We start from the raw sequence: 16,356 nt of genomic DNA, 5'->3' as shown, positions 1-16,356 counted from the left end.
GTCACACCGCCTGTCCGACGTTCCAGAAGAAGTTCACGAGGGTGACCGCACCGCCGCACAGGATGGCGGCGCCGAGGGCGATGAGTACGCCACTCTTTCCGCGGCCGGCGAGGTGCGGGTTGGCGGAGTTGGCGCCCATCGCCCACACGATCGCTGAGACGATCAGCGCGAGGACGGCGAGGATCAGACCCACGGTCATGACGGCACCGACGACGGTGCGCAGCTGTGCGATGCCGGGTAGTCCGTCGGTGTTCGGGTCGATGTTGATCTGCGCCAGGATGGCGCCGACGTCGTTGAGGTCCATGGCAGTTCTCCGTCTCTTTGGTGGCCTGATCGAGGCACCGGGTTTCACAAGTTGGCGCCGACGCCGAGGAAGTAGTTCGTGCAGGCGAGCGCGGCCCCGGCGAGGGCTGCGGCGCCCAGGGCAACCCACACGCCGGTGCGGGCTCGCATCGCGGTGTGCCAGTGCCCCGTGGAGGCGGTCAGCGCCCACGTGACCGCGCAGACCACGAGCGCACCGACCGCGATGACGAGCGTGATCGTCAGGAGCGCGCCGATGACCCTGGCGAGCTCGCCCGAAGCGGTTACGGCGCCGAAGTTCGGCGCGACGGCGGTCACGGGGTCACCACCGGGCACGGTCCTAGCGGGTCGACGTCCGCCGCGGTGACCTCGGCGGCCGAGCTCAGCCAGCCGTGCGGGTCGACCCCGGTGTTGCCGGCGCCGCCGGGGCGGATCTCGAAATGCAGGTGCGGTCCGGTGGAGTTGCCGGTCGAGCCGACCCCGCCGATCTGCTGCCCGGCGGAGACGAGGTCACCGGTGGCGACGTGGATTCCACCGTCGCGCAGGTGCCCGTAGGACGACGCCACCACCTGCCCGCCGACCAAGTGCTCCACGACCACCTGGTTGCCCCGGCCGGTGCGGTAGCCGGCGAACTCGACCCGACCGGCGGCCGTGGCGAGCACCGGTGTGCCGGTTGGTGCGGCCAGGTCGACGCCGGTGTGTACCTGCCAGATCTGCAGCACTGGGTTCAGGCGCATCCCGTAGCTGCTGGTGCGTGTCCACGTCCCGGCGGGCAGCGGGAAGACGGTCGTGGTCGCCGTCGGGAGCGTGCTGCCGACGGTTGGCGAGGACGTCCCAGGTGCGGGGCTGGCGGGGGCGGTGAGGGCGGTGAGGATCGTCTCGGCGACCGGTTCCCACGTGGCATACCGGTCGGGGTGGGCGGAGACTTCCACGGCCTGGGCGGCGGCGCCCTTGGGGAGTGAGGCCCAGCCGACGATGTCGAGCAGCCCGCGCGGGGAGCCGGCGTTGGGTCCGGTGGGGCCACCGAAGAACGCTCGCGCCTGGTAGGCGGGGTCCATAAGTTCGGCGACAGTGCCCCACCCGGCGGCTGGGCGCATCTGGAAGATGCCCAGGGAGTCGTGGTCGGAGCCGTCCGCGTCGTGCGGGTAGCGTGCCGAGTCCGGGTAGGCGCCGGTGTTCGCGTACATGCGCAGTCTCGACTCGGTCAGCCCGGCCATGAGCGCGACGAGCAGGCCCTTCCGTCCGACGCCGTCGATCCGGGCGCCGATGGTGATGATCGTCGCGGCGTGCGTGAGCTGCGCGTGGTCCAGCGCCACGCCCGTTCCGTCGCCGGTGGTCGCGGCGAGCTCCTCGGGAACATGCACGACGCGGCCGGCCTTCAGGCACGAGGACGGGGCACCGGGGGGCATGGTGAGGGCGAGCAGTGGCAGCACGCCGATCGCGACGGCGAGGACCGCGATCACCGCACCGAAGACGAGTAGACGCTTCATCGATCCGCCCTTCCTCATCGCAGCGGCTCATCGAGCCGGGACAGGCGCAGCAGGTAGCACTGGGGGTAGGTCGGTCCGCACACGACGATCGCGGTGAATGCGACGTCGAACTCTTCGGCGACCTCACGCCCTTCCCATGTCCCGGCCCGGTGCCGCACCCCGGTCACCGTCACCGCCGTCGTTCCCGGCGCGAGGGCACCCTCAGCGGCGGTGACTGTCTCGCGCCACTGACCCGGCACCCGGGCGTCGGTGACCTCGATCCACTGCCGGGTCTCGTACTGGGTCAGGAAGTCCCACGTCTGCACGGAGGGCAGGTAGGCCTCCAGGTCGGCGACCAGTCCCGGCGACTCGACGCCGCTCGGGTCGGCGACAGCGAGGAGCCGGCCCTCGTGCTCGGCAAGGGTGTGCTGGCCGGTCGTGTCCCAGTCGAACAGTGCGCGGGCCACGGTGGTGGCAAAGGCGACCGGGTCGGCGGTCGCGAGGATCGGCGCCGACCCGGTCGGCGCTAACGCCGGGGACATGGCCGCGGTCGCCGGGTCCGGCGGGTTCGACGCCGCGGTGAGGTGCGCCTGTCCGGCGGGTTCGGCGTTGCGGGTGGCGAGCAGTCCGTAGCCGGTGACCGCGGCCACGGCCAGGAGCAGCAGGGTGCCGAGCGCGATGCGCGCCCTGCGGTGGGGGTGGGCGGTGGGCCACGGAAAGGTGAGCATGACCGGCCTCCTTACGCCGCGCCTGTGCGGCTGGCGCGCACCGCGTCGAAGAAGCCGGTGGACTCGACCAGCACCCGCTCGAGCATCGTCCACTCGGCGTCGGTGAGCTTTGCCGCGACGTCGGCCGGGTCGTAGTGCCCCGTCCAGCCGTCCAGGTCGGCCCAGGTCATGACCAGGGCCCGGACGGAGCGCTTGACCGGTTCGGTCGGGGTGCGGTGCGCCGAGAGGAGCGCGATGCGGCGGCTGCGCCCGGCCCTGGCGCGGGCTACCGCCTCGGTGCCCAGCTCCGTCGTGTCCTCCGGTGTCGGCTCCACGTCGACCTCGGGCTCGCTGGACGGTGTGCGCGGACCCGACCGGGACGCGAGCGCCTCCAGGACGGCCTCGTAGGAGGGGGCCACTGGGGCGCCGGCGTTGATCTTGTCCAGCTCGGCCTCGGCGAGGCGGCGGACCTCCAGCGGGTAGGACTCGTCGTCGACGACCTCCTGGATCTTCCCGATGCGTTCCATGCGTTGGAACGACGGGGTACCGGTCACCATCTGGGCTGCTCGGAAGCGGGTGCGTGAGGCGTCACCGCGCGGTGGTGATGAGTCATCACCACCGCTGTCTTCCCCACGGTCGCCGTTACTGCCGAATCGCGTCGCCTCCTGACGGCGGCGGGCGTCCTCGGCGAGCACGGCCTTCAGCTCGCGGTACAGCCCGGCGGCCTCGGTTGGGGTCAGCGGCTTGTGCAGCACGTTCTCGTCCTGCTGAGCCAGGAGTCCGGAGAGGTTGTCGGAGATCCCGGCCCGGACCCACACCTTCACGCTTCGCCAGCCGAGCCTCGTGATGGCTTCCAGCCGGCGGCGACCGCACACGAGCACTCCGTCGGGGGTGACGGTGATCGGCTGCAACAGCCCAACCTTCTCAATGGACGCCATGAGCGGGCCCAGGTCACCCAGCTCGGACCGGTGGCGGATGCCGACCGTGATCGACTCGACCAGCCGCTCCGCACCGAGGTACTCCCTGGACTCAGGCATGACGCGCCTCCAAGGACAGTGGCGCGGCGGTGGCCAGTGCCCTGGTCACGGCCGGGTCGCAGGAGATCTCCTCGCGGCGCTGCCCGACGAACAGCCGCCACAGCAGCCCGCGGCCAAGATCGGTGGCGGCGAGGTCGGGATGCTGTGTGCCGAGGACAACGGTCAGCACGCGCGTCCATTGCTCCTGGCTCAGGTCCAGGTGCGCCCATGCCTCCGGGTGCCGGCGCAGGTACTCGAAGGCCCGACGGCGGTGCCCGGCCTCGATGAGACGCGAACAGACGAGTTCCAGGGCACCGCGTGCGACGTCCGCAGGCCACCCGCACGCGACGAAGATTCTCGCCGCCTCGGCCAGCGCCTCGTCCGTCGGCACGAACCGCGCCGTCACGCCGCTGGTCGCTGTGGCGTCCTCGTCGGCGACGCCGGTGACCTGGAAGGCGGGGTCCCGCTCAACCAGTTCGTTGTCGGCGAACCGCGTCACGTCGTGGACCGGGGCGTGCATGAGGTGCCGTGCCCGCTCGGCTCCGCACAGCAGGCCGTGCGCGCGCTGCTCGGCCTGCAACGTTCGCTGCACGGCCGTAGTCACCACGCCCCACGGGTCGCGGGCCCAACGGGTCGCGGTCGCGGTCAGTGCCTCGTACGCGGCCGTAGCCGCGTCCTCGCCGCTCTGTCCGTACTTGCGCGCCAGGGTGCGGTATCGCTCCGTGCAGTAGGCGAGTAGTGCCTGCGCCTCCGGCCCGCTCCACCCGTCCGGGCAGCGGTGCAGCTCAATGAGCAGGCGCCGCAGCCCGCTTGCATGAGTGAAACGCGGCGGCGTGCTCATTGGCCTAGGCCCTTCACGCGGGATGCCGCCCGGCGCGCACGCATTCGCCGCGACGTCGTCCGCACTGCGGCGGCCGGGGCACGGACCACGGGCCGTGTGACGTTCGACTGTGCGCTCAGCGTGCGGTCGACGACGTTGCCCAGCGCGGGGACGAGGAAGACCATCGGCAGGTCCGACGGCAGCACCCATGCCACCTCTCGCTTAGCCGGACCGGGCGCGGTCTCCGCATTGGGCGTCGGCGCCACTCCCTGGCCGCGGACGCCAGCGCGTGATGGGTCGCCGTGAAGTGCGAACTGCGAGTGCTGCGGGTGCACGTCCGGAAGGGGGCGCGGGGGATGGGGTTCGTCGAGCTGCATGTCGTCGTGCGCGTTCACCGGGACATCGCCTCTCTGCTTGATCGGGACACTGCATGGGCGTGACTCAGGCGGCGCGAGCCCTTCGGTTCTCCTCGATTGGTCCGGCGAAAGGCGGAACGGATCGTGGCGGCGACCTCCCGCTCGCCCAGGCCGGCACACCTGGCCGCCTCACCGAGTAGACCGAGCACCGAGGCGTGATCGAAGCCGTCCTCGACCATCCGGCACGCCGCCCAGAACAGTCCGCCGTTGCGCCCGCCCTCCGGCCGGGTTGCCACCCACTGGGCCAGCCGCTCGGGCGCGCTGCCCGCGACCGGTACGGCCGTGAGCGGGTGCTCGCGCTGCGGTGGAGCGAGCAACTTCCGGAGGGCGGTCGCATCAACCGGGGCAGGGACGCGGTGGGCGACGACCATCAGCTCGTACTCGCGCACTACACCCGACGCGGTGCACACCCGCGACGGTGGGGCGATGACGTACCCGCCGTCGCCACGGAAGTCGAGGTGCGCCGTCGCCAACGCCCAGGACCGCTGCTGGGGCCCGTGTGGGTAGTAGGCGTGGACCCCGCCCGACGGCGTTCGCACGAGCCATGCCCATGACGCACCCAGGCCCGCGTGCCGGGCTCGCTCGAAGCCGGCGAACCCGCCCTCGCCGTCGTGCATGTCGATATCCACGACGTCGACCCCGGAGGCCGCACCCGTCGACAGCCCGATATTCGCCTCCGGCCACCGCCGCCACCACACCCCCACCTGCCGCGAATCGCGCGACGCGTCGTGGAAGCCGCGCTGCGTCAACGGTGCTTTCCCCTCGGGCAGGCACGGGAATACCGGCACACCCGCCTGCGCGTACGCCAGCGCGGCGAGCTCGAGCGATGGCGCCGATGACGCCATCGCGATCGTCGCCGGCGTCCAACGCACCGAAGCGGTAGCGGGGTCCATGCGACCCACGTTGACCCCGGTGGGTTGCCGGGAACGTACGGGGCACCCACCCCGTACGCACCCCGTACGCACCCCGTACGCACCTTGAGCGCGGGTATCAGCGCAGGTCAGGGTGCGTACGGGGAAAAGCTCGACATTCAACCGGGTGCTCGGCGTCGACGGTGCAGTTTTGGCGGACGGCACCACCGGCGAGCAGGGATCCTGAAGGCGTCGCGGAGCGCACGCCGGCGAGAGTGTTGGTCACGGGCCCGTTACCGCTCATGCAATGGACGCGCGGCCCCCACGGCACACGTGGGCTGAGCCACTAGAGCCGCAAGGGCGAGTCGCCTGGCCGGCAGCAGCCAGCTGGAAGTTGCCGGCTGCGCGAGCAACTACTGGCGCTTCGGCGTTTCTGAGAGGCGCGGTGCGCCTCGGTCTCGACGAGGGACGCCGGATCGGTCGAGGCTACGGCGTACTGCGGTCTGCGTTCGACCGGTGAGCTCGGCCACTTGGCGCAGGGACAGCCCGGCGGTGTACTGCTGGGCCACGAACGCGTCGAAGCGGTCTCGCTGGAACTGGTTGTACCCGTTCTTGAGGTCGTGCTTGAACGGCGCCATCGAATCGAGGATCGGGCGCGACGGGTAGGGCACGAGTTTCACGGTAGCCAGCCTGTCAATGAGTGCCTGCCAGGGGAATGCCACGCTTCATGTGTGGACTAGTCGGCTGTGAGGACCTCCAAGCCGGCCGCGGTGAGGTTCTCCTGGTACGCCGGGGAGATCTCGGCATCGGTGACGACGCCGGTGAGCTCCGCTAGCCCGCACACCCGGTACGGCGCGACGACCCCGATCTTGGTGGAGTCGGCCAGCACGTAGGCGCGGGCGCTGTTGTGCAGCGCCACCCGCTTGAGCGGCATCTCAGCGAGCTCGAAGTCGGTGAGCCCGCGTTCGGCGGTGAGTCCGCCGGAGCCCAGCAGGGCGACGTCGGGGGAGATGTCCTGCAGGAAGTCCACGGCGGTGGCGCCGGAGATGGCGAGGTCGCCGTTCCGCACTATGCCGCCGGGCACCATGACGGTGATCGTCGGGTGCTGGACGAGGATCTCGGCCACCCGGAACGACGGCGTGATGACGGTGGCGTGGGCGTCGCCCGAGATCGAGTGGGCGACCTGCATGGCCGTGGTGCCGACGTCAAGGAAGACGGTCCGTGCAGCCTGGACGAGGCCGGCCGCTAACCGCCCAATGGCCTGCTTGGACGCCGCCGCCAGAGACGTGCGCGCCTCGAACGGCGGCTCGGAGGCCGCCGCCACCTGGACCGGGACGGCGCCGCCGTGGACGCGCACGAGCTCACCGGCGTGGTCGAGGTGCTCGAGGTCCCGGCGCACGGTCTCCACCGAGACGCCCAGCGTCGCGGCGACCTCCTCGCTGCGGATGGCCCTGCGGTGGCGGAGCATCTCCAGGATCTCCGCCCGGCGAACTGCAGCTAACATCTCCGTCTCCCTGTGCCCGAGATTGCCCGGTCCTGTCGGGCGTTCACCCTACGTTACTGATCGGAAGATGAAAGTCGCCGTCAGATCCCGCGTTCCGATATGCGGGCATGTTCTTGCAGATGCGGGCAAACACGGGCATAGTCTGTCGGGCTCGGGCAGAGCATTGCGCCACCGCCGCCGCGTTCGTAGTCGAGAAGGAGGCGTGCAGGCGTGGTCGAGCCCGATCCGCGCAAGCTCCCTTCCTTGCCGCCGAACGTTGCGACGGCGCTGTGTTCAGAGAGGTAGACATGACCGAAAAGATCGTGATCCTGCTGCTATTCGCGGGGATCCTCACAGCGGTGGCTGTGCGTGCCGCGCGCAAGGTCAACGCTTACGAGGACTACAACCTCAACGGCCGGCGCACCGGTCTGCCCGCGCTCGTCGCGACCCTGGGCGCCGCGGAGTTCAACACTGCCACCCTCATCGGTGGCGCCTCGGTGGCCTATCTCTACGGCACCGTCGGCATCTGGTACACGTCCCTCATATTCATCTTCGTGTTCGGCATCTACGCCTTCACGGTCGCCAAGCCCTACCGGCGCCTGCACATCACGACGATCGCGGAGTTCTTTGAGCGCCGCTTCACCGGTCGGCTCAGCGAGCCGACGCGTGCCCTGGCCAGCGTGGTCACCCTGACCTTCACTTGGATCGCCCCGGCCACCTACCTCGCCGGCTTGTCCGTCGTCGTCTCGGTGCTGCTGGGCATCGACCCGCTGACGACCGTCGTCGCCATCACGATCTTCACCCTCGTCCTCGCTCTCGCGGCGGGGTTCATCACGGCGCTGTCCTTCGACGTCGTCGCCTACGCGATGATCCTCGTGTTCATCCCGATCATCTTCTACATCGGGTACAGCAACTCCGGCGGCTTCGAGTCGCTGAGCACGGTGTTCGAGGCCGAGTACCTCTCCCTCGAGCCGATCTGGGACTTGGAGAACTACGGCTTCGCCGCCATCCTCACCTGGGGCTTCCAGAACATCATGCTGTACATCGCCGCCCCCTGGTACGGCCAGCGGGTCTTCTCCGCCCGCAACGAGTCCACCGCCTACAAGGGCATGCTCATCAACACGCTCCTCATCACCGGACTCTACCTGCTGGTCGCGCTCGCCACGATGTTCAGCCGCGTGCTCATGCCCAACCTCGACGCCCCGGAGGAGGCCCTCCCGCGCATGGTGCTCGACTACGCACCGCCCGTCCTGCAGGGCCTGCTGCTCGTCACCCTGCTGCTCGTGGGCATCAGCACCATGGTGGCCATCTGGAACTCCGCCGTCTCCATCGTCGTCAATGACCTGCTCGGCCGGTACGTCTTCAAGGCGCGCGACGACAAGTTCTACGTCCGGCTCAGCCGCGGCGTCTTCGTCGTCCTCGGCATCTCCACCCTGGTATTCGCGCTGACGATCGTCGGCAACATCCTGCTCGTGCTCACCTACGTCTCGGTGTTCACCGCGCTGCTCGCCTTCCCGATCCTCGCCGGGCTCTTCTGGAAGCGGTTCACCACCCTGGCGGCGCTGCTCAGCCTCGCCGCGAGCATCGTCTACGTCACGGTGGCACTGATCGCCGACTTCCCGTACCACTTGATCAGCCCGGTGGGCGTGGCGATCAGCGTTGTCGTCGGCGTCATCGTCACCCTCGTCAAGCCGGACACCTCCGACGACGAGGCGGTGGAGAAGTTCTTCGCCGTCGCCCACGGGCACGCCGAGTCCGCCACCGAGGGCGCCGCCACCCCGGGCCGCTGACGGCACCGGGAGAAGGAGAAAGGCAACGATGAGCAAGCTGGTCCTGGCCTGCGATTGCGGCACCACGTCCCTCAAGGCGATCCTCGCCGACGAGAACGGCGCCATCCTCGCGGAGGTCGGCGAGTCCTACTCGCTGTCCCAACCCGCGGCCGGATGGGCGGAGCAGTCTCCCACCGAGATCTGGGCGGCGATCACCCGCGCCGCCCGGACGGTCGTGGGCCAGGCCGGCGCGGACCCGGCCGACGTCGCCGGCCTCGTCATTGCCGCCACCTGGAAAGCCATCGTCCCGCTCGACGCTGACGGCGCCCCGCTCACCGAGGCGATGATCTGGTTGGACTCCCGGGCTACCGAGCAGGCCCAGCGCCTCAACGAGGCGATGGGCACGTTCGTGGGCACCGGGCAGGAGTACTGGCCCCGGCTCATGTGGCTCAAGGAGAACGAGCCGGAGGTGTGGGACCGCGCCCGGCACGTCGTCGGCCTCAACACCTACTTCAAGTACCGGGCCACCGGGACTCTGGTCACCGAGCCCTCCGACGACTTCTTCCATGCTCCCGACGCCGTCACCCAGGAGCGCTACGAGCGGACCGTCGCGGCCGCGGGGCTTGCCGACGACGTCGGGAAGTTCCCGCCGTCACGGCCCTCGACCGCCGGGGTGGGCACGCTCACCGAGGCGGCGGCCGCCGAGCTGGGACTGACCAGCGCGACCCGGGTGTTCAACGGCTTCGGTGACCTGCCGGCGATCACCGTCGGGACCGGCACCGCCCGGGCCGGCGGCGTGCACATCTACCTTGGCAGCTCCTCCTGGCTGGTGCGCACCGTGGAGTCGGGCGGGTCTGCTGGGTCCGCTCCGCTGCGCTTCACCATGGGCGCTGACTTCCACGGCGAGACCTACCCGCTGCAGACCGGCTGCCTGGCCTACGACTGGGCGGTGGAGCAGCTCTACCGCGCGGAGAAGGAGTCGCTGGGGCCGGCCGTGAACGATCTGGTCAACCGCGAGGTCGCCCAGATCGAGCCCGGCGCGGAGAACCTGCTGGCCACGCACTGGCTCAGTGGGGAGCTGCCCCCGCTGGGCAAGAACGCCAAGGGTCTGTTCCTCAACCTCACCGGCCGCCACGACCGCCGCCACATGGTGCGCGCCGTCATGGAGAGCATCTGCTACACGCACCGGATGAGCTACGAGCAGTACCGGGCGGCCGGCGGGCCGGAGCTGCCCAGCATCCGCGTGGTCGGTGGCGGGGCCACCAGCGACGTGTGGATGCAGATGCTGGCCGACGTCCTCCAGGTGCCGGTCGAGATCCCCGAGGGGCCGACGCACACCGGTGCCATGGGGGCGTACTACTGCGGCATGGTGGGCCTCGGGCGGCTGCGGGACTACGCCGCCGTCGCCGACGCGGTCCGCATCGAGCGCCGCTTCCATCCCGACCCGGCCGCCTGCGCCTCCTACGACCGGCTGTTCTCCGTCTACACCAAGCTCTACCCCGCGCTGCGGGAGGTCTTCACCGAGCTCAACGGCGACTACTAGGGCCGGTCCGCCGCCTCACCCGACACTCTCTCGACGAAGGAAAGACAGACACATGCGCGTCCTTGTGGCCGAGTTCCGGCAGGAGAGCAACTCCTTCACCCCGGTGACCTCACCGATGGAGTTCTGGCAGCAGAACGGGATCCTGCGGGGCTCGCAGGTGCGTGAGACCCTCGGCGGCACGCCCAGCGCCGTCGGCGGCATGATCGCCGCCCTGGAGGAGTCCGAGCTGCAGCCGGAGATCGTCTACGGCACCACCATGTCTTGCCAGAGCGGCGGGAAGGCCGAGCAGGAGGTGCTCGACTACTTTCTCGAAAACCTCGAGCGGGAGATCATCGAGAGCCTGCCGCTCGACGGTGTCTTCCTCTCCTTCCATGGCGCGCTGCAGACCACCGAGGTGGACGACCCCGAGGCGCTCATCGCCCGCCGGGTGCGCGAGCTCGTGGGGGAGGGGTGTGTCATCGCCGCCTCCACCGACCTGCACGGGTACATCTCCCAGGACCTCATCACGACCCTGAACATCCTGTGCGCTTACCACACCTACCCGCACGTGGACTACTTCGAGACCGGGCACCGTACGGCCACGCTCGGCCTGGCGGCGGCGACGGCGGAGGTCAAGCCCGTCATGGCGTGGGCCCCGATCCCGATGATCGTCTCGGCCTCCACCTACAACACCCACCGCGGGCCGTTCCGCGAGCTCATGGAGTACGGGGAATCCCTCGTCGCCGAGGGGACCCTGCTCGACTTCTCCCTCTACCAGATGCAGCCGTGGCTGGACATCCCGGTGGGCAACTCCACGGCGCTCGCGATTGCCACGGACCGGGAGACGGCCGCGAGTTACGCCCGTGAGCTCGCCGGCCGGCTCTACGCCGCGCGCCACGAGTTCACCACCAACCTCATGAGCATCGACGACGTCATCGACCGCGCAGAGAGCGCCGACGCCGCGAAGCCGGTGATCCTCGTGGACTCCGCCGACTCCTGCAACGCCGGTGCGCCGGGCGACAGCATGGCCGTGGCCGCCCGGATCCTGGAGCGGGGGACCACGGTGCGCGCCGCCGTCGTCGTCAACGACTCCACGGCGGCCCGCCAGGCCCACGAGGTCGGCGTCGGCAACCGTGCCCGGTTCACCATCGGCGGCACGCGCGACCCCAAGGTGGTGCGCGTGGAGGTCGAGGCCTACGTGAGGTCCCTCCACGACGGCGTCTTCACCCAGGAGGGGCCCGCCGGGCGGGGGATGGTCAACCGGATCGGGCGCACCGCCGTCCTGCGGGTGGGCACGCTGGACATCGTCGTGTGCGAGTGGATGGCCGGCAACGGCGACCCGCAGCTCTTTCGCGCGCACGGCGTCGAGCCGACGCTGTACGACCTCGTGGGCGTCAAAGCGAACACCTCCTTCCGTGCCGGGTACACCGCCTTCGCCGGGGAGATCTGCGAGACCGACACCCCCGGCTCCGCCGCTGCGTCGCTGGACCGGCTCGACTTCCAACGCCTGCCCCGGACGCTCTACCCCTGGACGGACGCCGAGGACGTCACCTTCCCGGTGGCCTTCAGCCCCGCCGTCGCGCGCTGACGTGGTGTCAGCATGACTGAGAGGAAGACGATGACCTACGACGTCACCGTCGTCGGAGCCGGCGTGGTCGGCACCGCCATCGCCCGCGCCCTGAGCCGGTACGAACTCGACGTCGCCCTGCTCGACGCCGCCAACGACGTGGGCCAGGGCACGAGCAAGGCCAACACCGCGATCCTGCACACCGGCTTCGACGCCAAGCCAGGGACGACCGAGTCCCGGCTGGTGCGGCGCGGGTACGAGCTGCTGGCCGACTACGCCGCGCAGACCGGCATCCCGCTGGAGCGCACCGGCGCCGTTCTCGTCGCGTGGACTGAGGAGGAGCTCGCCAACCTTCCCGCGCTGCAGGAGAAGGCGGTGGCCAACGGGTACGAGCGGTGCGAGCGGCTGACCGCGGAGGAGGTCTACGCCGCGGTGCCGGACCTCGGGCCGGGGGTGCTCGGCGGGCTGTCGGTTCCCGACGAGTCGATCATCTGCCCGTGGACGCCGTCGATCGCCTACGCGACCGAGGCTGTCGAGAATGGGGCCACGCTGCTGCTCGAGCACGAGGTGCGCGACGTCGTCGTGCACGACGACGGAACCACCACGCTCCAGACGTCTCGGGGGCCGGTCCGCACCCGGTGGATGATCAACGCCGCCGGCCTGGGGGCGGACGTCCTCGACCGCGTCATGGGGCACGACCGCTTCACCGTCACCCCGCGCCGCGGTGAGCTGCTGGTGTTCGACAAGCTCGCCCGGCCGCTGGTGGACAAGATCGTGCTGCCGGTGCCGAGCAAGCTCGGCAAGGGCGTGCTCGTCAGCCCCACCGTCTACGGCAACGTCATGCTCGGCCCCACCGCCGAGGACCTCGAGGACAAGACCGCGACCGGCACCTCCGAGAAGGGCTTCGACTTCCTGCGCACCAAGGGCGAGAAGCTCATGCCGGTGCTCTTCGAGGAGGAGGTCACCACCGCCTACGCCGGGTTGCGGGCCTCCATCGACCACGGCGACTACCTCATCGTCCCGGAGTCTGCCCAGCGGTACGTGCTGGTCGGGGGGATCCGGTCCACCGGGCTGACGTCGTCGATGGCGATCGCCGAGGAGGTAGCGGGTCTGCTGCACGGGGCGGGTCTGGCGCTCGAGGAGAAGGCCGTGGTGGCGGATCCGCCGCGGATGCCGAACATCGGCGAGTGCGGGCACCGGCCGTTCGAGCGCGGCGACCTCATCGCCGCGGACCCGGCCTACGGCGAGGTCGTCTGCTTCTGCGAGCGGGTGACCGCCGGGGAGATCCGCGACGCGCTCACCTCGACCGTGCCGGCCGTCGACCGCGCCGGCGTCAGCAAGCGCACCCGCGCCACCAACGGGCGCTGCCAGGGCTTTTACTGCGGAGCGAACGTTGACGCCTGCATCACCAAGCACCTCCAGGGGGCATCGCGATGACCATTACCACCGACGTCGCCATCATCGGCGGCGGCCCTGCCGGGCTGACGGCTGCTGCGACGCTGGCCTCGCGGACGTCCGCTCGGGTGCTCGTGCTGGAGCGGGAGCAGGAGGCCGGTGGCATCCCGCGCCACTCCGACCACCCGGGGTACGGCATCCGGGACAAGCGCACCTTCACCACGGGGCCGCGGTACGCCCGGCGGCTGGTCAGGGAGGCTCTCGACGCCGGGGCGTCACTCCTCACGGGGACGATGGTGACGTCCTGGGGTGAGGACGGTTCACTGGAGATCACCAGCCCCCGCGGGCGCGAGTGCGTCTCGGCTTCGGTGGTCGTGCTGGCCACCGGCGCTCGCGAGCGTCCGCGGCCGGCCCGGATGATCCCCGGCGGGCGGCCCGCCGGGGTGTTCACCACCGGCGAGCTGCAGAACAAGATCCACCTGCACCACCAGGAGGTGGGGACCCGGGCCGTGGTGGTCGGTGCCGAGCTCGTCTCGTGGTCCGCCGTCATGACGCTCAAGGAGGCCGGCTGCCGCACCGAGCTGCTTGTCACCCGGCACGACCGACCCGAGTCCTACGCCGCCTTCAACCTGGGCGGTCGGGCGATGTTCCGCGCCAGCGTGGCGACCCGCAGCCGCGTGACGCAGGTGCTCGGGCGGACACGGGTGACGGGCGTGGAGATCGAGGATCTGCGTACCGGTGTGCGGCGCGTGGTCGAGTGCGACACGGTGGTCTTCACCGGCGACTGGATCCCCGACCACGAGCTCGCACGCAGCGGCGGCATCACGCTCGACCGGGGTACCCTCGGGCCGCTGGTTGACTCCATCGGCCGGACCGACCGCCCCGGCGTCTTCGCCGCCGGCAACCTCGTCCACCCCGTCGACACCGCCGACGTCGCCGCGCTAGGGGGCGCCCACGTGGCCCGCGCCGTCGAGAAGCACCTCGACGGGGTGGCGTTCCCCGAAGGGGGAGCGGTGCCGATCGTCGGCGCCGCACCGTTCATCTGGGTGGCGCCGGGGCTGTACCAGCCGGGTCTACCGGCTCCATCCCGCGGCCGGCTGGAGACCTGGGTGAGCGAGCACGTCCGCGTCCCGCGGGTGACCGTGCGACAGGACGGCCGGGTCATCGCCCGCCGCACGATCCCCTGGCCCGCGTCCCCCGGCCGCGTCTTCCGCCTCCCCTGGGACCTCGTGACCAACGCCGACCCGACAGCCGGCTCCGTAGAAATCTCCCTTTAGGCGATGGTGGGGCCCTCGCGCCGTGACCGACGGGCCGCAATGGCAGGAGAGTTCGGGCGGGTGTCGTGGGTGCGGGCCCGCATGGACGCGAGAACCGCGTGGGCAGAGTCGAGACGGGGTCGGGCGGTGGCTTGTTCAGCGGGGAACTGTTCGCGCACAGCTCGGAGTGCGGTGACGAGTCGGGGCGGGTCGTCCACGATCCGGTAGGGCGCCCAGCGGAGGTCGGGGTCGTCGGCAGAGGTCAGCCAGCGTCCGGAGGTCAGCTGCCGGTCGGCGGCGCGGCAGAGCGCGTCGACCACCGTGGGGGCGTGCTGGACCAGGCCACGCATCGCCACCAGGTCGGCGCTGCCAACGCTTCGGTCGGTGCTGAGGTAGATGGTCATCGCCCGCGTCTGCATCACGGCGCTGGTATCACCGGGCACAAGCGCGACGACGTCGCGCGGCTCAGGGCGGATCCGCGCGGCGAGCTCAGCGCCGAGCTGCCGGGCGGTGCGTGCAGCGTCGGGAGCGAAGTGGTGTGCGTCGAGGGTGCCGGCGGCGACGTCGAGCAGGTAGGCCTGGCCGATGGCGGTGTGCGCGATAACGGCGGGTGAGATGTCGGTTGCACGCAGTTGGGCGGGTAGACGTCGCTGGGCCTCGAGCAGGGTGGTGGGGGAGTCGACCCGGACGGGCTGGGTCGAGGTAGGCGGCAGCGCCAGGACGGACAGGTTCGGCAGCCGACCTCCGTGGGCGAGTGCGTCAACCTCGCTCGCGACAAGCGCGGCCGGGCTGTACCGGGCCGCGGACAGAGCCTTGACAGTGGGACCGGCGTCAGGATCGAGCCGGCGAGCGGAGTCCATCAGCTGGTGGTCGAGCCGCTGCAGTAGTGGCGTGAGCGCCGCGGCGTCCGCCACCAGGCCCCACCGGTGGTCACCGGCGTAGGTGCTGGCCTCGGCTGTGAGATCGTGGCGCGCGAGGATGGCAGCGCGGGCGGCGAGGCGCCAGGTCTGCCCGCCCTCATCGAGATGGTCGGGATCGATGGCCGTGTAGACGACGCTGGGCTTGATGTCTGGGTAGGTGAGGATGGCGCGCTCGAACGCACGCACGGGGTCTAGGACCACGTCCTCCAGCAACGTGCGGGCGGCTGTCGAGGCGAGCAGGTGCGGCGCGGGTGGAGTTCGTCCGGTGGCCACGGTTGTCGCCTCTTGCACGAGCCGGAGGGTTTCGTGCCGGGCCAGGAGCGCGACGCCGAGCGCGGTGGCGTCGAGCTGACGCGAGGAGCTGGTGGTGACGAGCGTGGCCAGGTGCCAGGCGAGGGCGGTGCTGTGCTCGCGGTAGGTCATGCCAGCCCGTCCCCGTTGAGCTCGGCCGCCGCCTGACCGATCAGGCTGGCCTCGTGAACGTTGCTCGTCGCCTGGGCGGCGGCAATCAGCGCGGCTCGGATCTCGTGCAAGGTCGGCAGTGGCAGGTCGCTGACGTCGCCGATCGGGGGATAGGGCGGGTGGAGCCCCTCGACGGTCCAAAAGGCCGCGTTGGCTCTGAGGCCGTCGCGGAGGTCGAGCTCGTCACCGTGACTGGCGCGGCGCTTGAGCAACCGACGCGCGGTGGACATCTGCTCACTCTGGGGCCGGGTCTGGAACGCGTTCATACCGCTCACGCCCGCCCATCCCCACCGGCACCGGATAGTGCCGCATCGTTGCGGATATCGACGGGTGCGGACTCGGATTCGCCCAGGTCAAGCAGCTCGCAGACGGCCGCCGGCAAGGGGGCTCTTGACCGCCTCGA

At 70.6% G+C, this 16,356-nt stretch carries 16 protein-coding genes; 5 read left to right on the top strand and 11 right to left on the bottom strand.

What is annotated here, in order from left to right:
• Position 1: 1 nt before the first annotated feature.
• From GD632_RS09165 to GD632_RS09125, 9 genes are all read right to left on the bottom strand, one after another.
• A complete protein-coding gene (locus GD632_RS09165; protein WP_152191231.1) occupies positions 2–304 on the bottom strand; it encodes a DUF6112 family protein in 303 nt (100 codons plus the stop codon).
• A gap of 44 nt (positions 305–348) precedes the next feature.
• The gene (locus GD632_RS09160) at positions 349–618 is read right to left on the bottom strand and encodes a DUF6112 family protein (RefSeq protein ID WP_152191228.1); all 270 of its coding nucleotides are present in this window, start codon (positions 616–618) and stop codon (positions 349–351) included.
• On the bottom strand, positions 615–1,790 hold the full coding sequence (locus tag GD632_RS09155; RefSeq protein ID WP_152191226.1) for a M23 family metallopeptidase: 1,176 nt from the start codon (positions 1,788–1,790) through the stop codon (positions 615–617). The genes GD632_RS09160 and GD632_RS09155 overlap by 4 nt, the downstream gene beginning before the upstream one ends.
• Before the next feature lie 14 nt (positions 1,791–1,804).
• Positions 1,805–2,497 (bottom strand): cell wall protein, encoded by a 693-nt coding sequence (locus GD632_RS09150; RefSeq protein ID WP_152191223.1) that lies wholly within the window; start codon positions 2,495–2,497, stop codon positions 1,805–1,807.
• Positions 2,498–2,508: 11 nt separating this feature from the next.
• Entirely contained in the window at positions 2,509–3,513 is a 1,005-nt protein-coding gene (locus tag GD632_RS09145; RefSeq protein WP_152191220.1) for a ParB N-terminal domain-containing protein, read from the bottom strand.
• Positions 3,506–4,333 carry a serine/arginine repetitive matrix protein 2 gene (locus GD632_RS09140; protein WP_152191217.1) on the bottom strand — a complete coding sequence of 276 codons (828 nt, stop codon included), beginning with the start codon at positions 4,331–4,333 and terminating at the stop codon, positions 3,506–3,508. The genes GD632_RS09145 and GD632_RS09140 overlap by 8 nt, the downstream gene beginning before the upstream one ends.
• 370 nt (positions 4,334–4,703) lie before the next feature.
• Positions 4,704–5,621 carry a bifunctional DNA primase/polymerase gene (locus GD632_RS09135; RefSeq protein WP_152191214.1) on the bottom strand — a complete coding sequence of 306 codons (918 nt, stop codon included), beginning with the start codon at positions 5,619–5,621 and terminating at the stop codon, positions 4,704–4,706.
• 371 nt (positions 5,622–5,992) lie between these two features.
• A complete protein-coding gene (locus GD632_RS09130; RefSeq protein WP_152191211.1) occupies positions 5,993–6,259 on the bottom strand; it encodes a helix-turn-helix domain-containing protein in 267 nt (88 codons plus the stop codon).
• Between the two features lie 56 nt (positions 6,260–6,315).
• The gene (locus GD632_RS09125) at positions 6,316–7,083 is read right to left on the bottom strand and encodes a DeoR/GlpR family DNA-binding transcription regulator (protein ID WP_152191208.1); all 768 of its coding nucleotides are present in this window, start codon (positions 7,081–7,083) and stop codon (positions 6,316–6,318) included.
• A gap of 287 nt (positions 7,084–7,370) precedes the next feature.
• Here GD632_RS09125 and GD632_RS09120 point away from each other — a divergent pair, with 287 nt between their 5' ends.
• The 5 genes from GD632_RS09120 to GD632_RS09100 are packed head-to-tail and all read left to right on the top strand — an operon-like array spanning position 7,371 to position 14,592.
• Positions 7,371–8,852, top strand: coding sequence for a sodium:solute symporter family protein (locus GD632_RS09120; RefSeq protein ID WP_193311421.1), 1,482 nt, complete (start codon positions 7,371–7,373; stop codon positions 8,850–8,852).
• Between the two features lie 28 nt (positions 8,853–8,880).
• Positions 8,881–10,374, top strand: coding sequence for a xylulokinase (locus tag GD632_RS09115; RefSeq protein ID WP_152191203.1), 1,494 nt, complete (start codon positions 8,881–8,883; stop codon positions 10,372–10,374).
• Positions 10,375–10,426: 52 nt separating this feature from the next.
• Complete coding sequence (locus GD632_RS09110) at positions 10,427–11,941, top strand: M81 family metallopeptidase (RefSeq protein ID WP_152191200.1); 1,515 nt, start codon at positions 10,427–10,429, stop codon at positions 11,939–11,941.
• Positions 11,942–11,953: 12 nt separating this feature from the next.
• The gene (locus GD632_RS09105; RefSeq protein ID WP_226924770.1) at positions 11,954–13,357 is read left to right on the top strand and encodes an NAD(P)/FAD-dependent oxidoreductase; all 1,404 of its coding nucleotides are present in this window, start codon (positions 11,954–11,956) and stop codon (positions 13,355–13,357) included.
• Positions 13,354–14,592: an NAD(P)/FAD-dependent oxidoreductase gene (locus GD632_RS09100; RefSeq protein ID WP_152191198.1), complete on the top strand. Its 1,239-nt coding sequence runs from the start codon at positions 13,354–13,356 to the stop codon at positions 14,590–14,592. The genes GD632_RS09105 and GD632_RS09100 overlap by 4 nt, the downstream gene beginning before the upstream one ends.
• On the opposite strand, the gene GD632_RS09095 is transcribed toward GD632_RS09100, so the two are convergent.
• Entirely contained in the window at positions 14,589–15,914 is a 1,326-nt protein-coding gene (locus tag GD632_RS09095) for a hypothetical protein (protein WP_152191195.1), read from the bottom strand. The genes GD632_RS09100 and GD632_RS09095 overlap by 4 nt on opposite strands.
• Positions 15,911–16,228, bottom strand: a complete 318-nt coding sequence (locus GD632_RS09090) for a hypothetical protein (protein WP_152191193.1) — start codon at positions 16,226–16,228, stop codon at positions 15,911–15,913. The genes GD632_RS09095 and GD632_RS09090 overlap by 4 nt, the downstream gene beginning before the upstream one ends.
• Positions 16,229–16,356 lie beyond the last annotated feature (128 nt).

It is taken from the genome of Georgenia satyanarayanai (genome assembly GCF_009193135.1).
Classification (GTDB): Bacteria; Actinomycetota; Actinomycetes; order Actinomycetales; family Actinomycetaceae; genus Oceanitalea; species Oceanitalea satyanarayanai.
Note: the sequence above shows the minus strand (reverse complement) of the source record. Positions and strands in the feature narration are given on the sequence as shown.

What these genes read in the sequence shown, in the direction of transcription:
- GD632_RS09105 (WP_226924770.1), top strand. Translation starts at nt 11,954, where the DNA reads ATGACTGAGAGGAAGACGATGACCTACGACGTCACCGTCGTCGGAGCC.
- GD632_RS09110 (WP_152191200.1), top strand. Translation starts at nt 10,427, where the DNA reads ATGCGCGTCCTTGTGGCCGAGTTCCGGCAGGAGAGCAACTCCTTCACC.
- GD632_RS09095 (WP_152191195.1), bottom strand. Translation starts at nt 15,914, where the DNA reads ATGACCTACCGCGAGCACAGCACCGCCCTCGCCTGGCACCTGGCCACG.
- GD632_RS09145 (WP_152191220.1), bottom strand. Translation starts at nt 3,513, where the DNA reads ATGCCTGAGTCCAGGGAGTACCTCGGTGCGGAGCGGCTGGTCGAGTCG.
- GD632_RS09150 (WP_152191223.1), bottom strand. Translation starts at nt 2,497, where the DNA reads ATGCTCACCTTTCCGTGGCCCACCGCCCACCCCCACCGCAGGGCGCGC.
- GD632_RS09125 (WP_152191208.1), bottom strand. Translation starts at nt 7,083, where the DNA reads ATGTTAGCTGCAGTTCGCCGGGCGGAGATCCTGGAGATGCTCCGCCAC.
- GD632_RS09120 (WP_193311421.1), top strand. Translation starts at nt 7,371, where the DNA reads ATGACCGAAAAGATCGTGATCCTGCTGCTATTCGCGGGGATCCTCACA.
- GD632_RS09155 (WP_152191226.1), bottom strand. Translation starts at nt 1,790, where the DNA reads ATGAAGCGTCTACTCGTCTTCGGTGCGGTGATCGCGGTCCTCGCCGTC.
- GD632_RS09115 (WP_152191203.1), top strand. Translation starts at nt 8,881, where the DNA reads ATGAGCAAGCTGGTCCTGGCCTGCGATTGCGGCACCACGTCCCTCAAG.
- GD632_RS09100 (WP_152191198.1), top strand. Translation starts at nt 13,354, where the DNA reads ATGACCATTACCACCGACGTCGCCATCATCGGCGGCGGCCCTGCCGGG.
- GD632_RS09140 (WP_152191217.1), bottom strand. Translation starts at nt 4,333, where the DNA reads ATGAGCACGCCGCCGCGTTTCACTCATGCAAGCGGGCTGCGGCGCCTG.
- GD632_RS09165 (WP_152191231.1), bottom strand. Translation starts at nt 304, where the DNA reads ATGGACCTCAACGACGTCGGCGCCATCCTGGCGCAGATCAACATCGAC.
- GD632_RS09135 (WP_152191214.1), bottom strand. Translation starts at nt 5,621, where the DNA reads ATGGACCCCGCTACCGCTTCGGTGCGTTGGACGCCGGCGACGATCGCG.